The organism is Rhizobium sp. LjRoot98 (genome assembly GCF_964252935.1).
In the GTDB taxonomy this organism is placed as follows: domain Bacteria; phylum Pseudomonadota; class Alphaproteobacteria; order Rhizobiales; family Rhizobiaceae; genus Pararhizobium.
This window is the reverse complement of sequence record NZ_CAXUPW020000045.1, coordinates 1-2,364: the sequence shown is the minus strand read 5'-3', so window position 1 is coordinate 2,364 and position 2,364 is coordinate 1. Positions and strand designations below refer to the sequence as shown.

The 2,364-nt window shown below is 59.0% G+C and carries 2 protein-coding genes; both read left to right on the top strand.

Annotated elements, in window-relative coordinates; translation table 11 throughout:
* Positions 1-50: 50 nt before the first annotated feature.
* The gene (gene istA / locus ACSQ3J_RS31230; RefSeq protein WP_428423463.1) at positions 51-1,571 is read left to right on the top strand and encodes an IS21 family transposase; all 1,521 of its coding nucleotides are present in this window, start codon (positions 51-53) and stop codon (positions 1,569-1,571) included.
* The gene (gene istB, locus ACSQ3J_RS31225) at positions 1,561-2,355 is read left to right on the top strand and encodes an IS21-like element helper ATPase IstB (protein ID WP_436041178.1); all 795 of its coding nucleotides are present in this window, start codon (positions 1,561-1,563) and stop codon (positions 2,353-2,355) included. Before istA ends, istB begins: the two co-directional genes overlap by 11 nt.
* The last annotated feature ends 9 nt before the right edge of the window (positions 2,356-2,364 follow it).

The following is a 2,364-nucleotide window of genomic DNA, read 5'->3' as shown; positions in this document are numbered from 1 at the left end:
GTGACCTTCCCCCCAACGCGGTGAGCGACGGGGGCAACGGAGTGATCCACATGGGACTTTTAAACATCATCCGTCGGATGAAGCTGCGCGAGAAGCAGTCGATCCGCGAGATCAGTCGGCATACCGGTTTGTCGCGCAATACGATTGCGAAGTATTTGAACGCTGGCACGATCGAGCCGACGTTCACGGTACCGGAGCGACCGAGCAAGCTTGATCCTTTTGCCGACAAACTGGCGGCCTGGCTGAAGACCGAGGCCGGGAGGTCGCGCAAGCAGCGCCGAACGCTGAAGCAGCTTCATGCCGATCTGGTGGTTCTCGGCTTTACCGGCTCCTATGGTCGGGTCGCCGCCTTTGCCCGTGAGTGGCGGGTTGAGCAGCAGACGACTGGCCGCGGCATATTCGTTCCGCTGTCTTTCCGTGCAGGCGAAGCATTCCAATTCGATTGGAGTGAAGATTATGCCGTGATCGGCGGCGAGCGCACCAAGCTTCAGGTCGCACACATCAAGCTATCGCACAGTCGGGCGTTTCTGGTCAGAGCCTACCTGCTGCAGACGCACGAGATGCTGTTCGATGCTCACTGGCACGGGTTCCGTGTGTTTGGCGGCGTACCTGGTCGCGGCATCTACGACAACATGAAGACCGCGGTCGATCGTGTTGGCCGCGGCAAGGAGCGACAGGTCAACGTCCGCTTCCAGGCGATGACGAACCACTACGTTTTTGCGCCCGAGTTCTGCAATCCTGCCGCAGGCTGGGAGAAGGGACAGGTCGAGAAGAACGTTCAGGATGCCCGACCACGTTTGTGGCAACAGATGCCGGACTTTCCAGATCTGGCGGCGTTGAATATCTGGCTGGAACAGCATTGCCAGGACCTGTGGCGAGAGACGGCGCATGGCACCTTGTCCGGTACGATTGCAGATGTCTGGGCTGATGAGCGGGCAGCATTGATGGCATTGCCTAACGCATTTGACGGCTTCGTCGAGCAGAGCAAGCGCGTCTCGCCGACATGCCTGATCACCTTCGAGCGCAATCGTTACAGCGTGCCTGCGTCTTTTGCGAACCGGCCCGTCAGCCTGAGGATTTATCCCGAGCGACTGGTCGTTGCGGCCGAGGGCAATATCCTCTGCGAACATCCGCGGATCATAGAACGCAGCCACGACAAACCACCACGGACGATTTATGACTGGCGGCATTACCTTGCCGTCATCCAGCGCAAGCCCGGTGCTTTGCGCAATGGCGCACCCTTCCTGGAATTGCCGCCGGGCTTTCGACAACTGCAGGATCAGATGCTTCGCCGCCCCGGTGGTGATCGGGAGATGGCCGACATCCTCGCTCTGGTTCTTCATCACGACGAACAGGTTGTCGTCAGGGCTGTGGAACTGGCTCTGGATCAAGGCGTGGCGACCAAGACGCATGTGCTGAACCTGCTGCATCGGTTGATCGACGGCAAGACGACAGACGGTCCCGATATCGACACGCCACAGGCGCTAACCTTGCTGCGTGAACCCAAGGCCAATGTAGAACGCTATGACGGTCTGCGGGTCCGGATCGTAGGAGGTCGTCATGCGTCATGATCCTGCCAGCGCCGCCGTCGTCATCATGCTGCGTAGCCTGAAGATGTATGGCATGTCTCAAGCCGTCATGGACCTGATCGAGCAAGGCGCTCCAGCGTTTGATGCCGCCGTGCCGATCCTGTCCCAGTTGCTGAAAGCCGAGATGGCCGAGCGTGAGGTCCGGTCCATCGCCTATCACATGAAGGCTGCCCGCTTCCCTGCCTACAAGGACATCTCCGGATATGACTTCGCCGCCAGCGAAATCAACGAAGCGACGGTGCGCCAATTGCACAGATGCGAGTTCATCGACGGAGCACAGAATATAGTGCTTGTCGGCGGACCGGGCACAGGAAAAACACATGTCGCGACCGCCCTCGGTATCCAGGCGATCGAGCATCATCGCCGCAAGGTCCGCTTCTTCTCGACCATCGAACTGGTCAACGCGCTCGAGCAGGAGAAGGCTAAAGGCAAGGCAGGCCAGATCGCTGAGACGCTGGTTCGTCTCGATCTGCTGATCCTCGATGAGCTCGGATACCTTCCGTTCAGTGCCTCAGGCGGAGCGCTGCTCTTCCACCTGCTGAGCAAGCTTTATGAGCGCACCAGCGTCATCATCACCACCAACCTCAGCTTCAGCGAATGGGCCACCGTCTTTGGCGATGCCAAGATGACCACAGCTCTGCTCGACCGTTTGACCCATCGTTGCCATATCCTTGAAACCGGGAACGACAGCTTCCGCTTCAAAGCCAGCTCGGCCGCAGCAGCGCAAAAGAGAGGAGAAAAAGCCAGTCACTTGACCAGAGCCTGATCAAAAAAC

What these genes read in the sequence shown, in the direction of transcription:
- istA (WP_428423463.1), top strand. Translation starts at nt 51, where the DNA reads ATGGGACTTTTAAACATCATCCGTCGGATGAAGCTGCGCGAGAAGCAG.
- istB (WP_436041178.1), top strand. Translation starts at nt 1,561, where the DNA reads ATGCGTCATGATCCTGCCAGCGCCGCCGTCGTCATCATGCTGCGTAGC.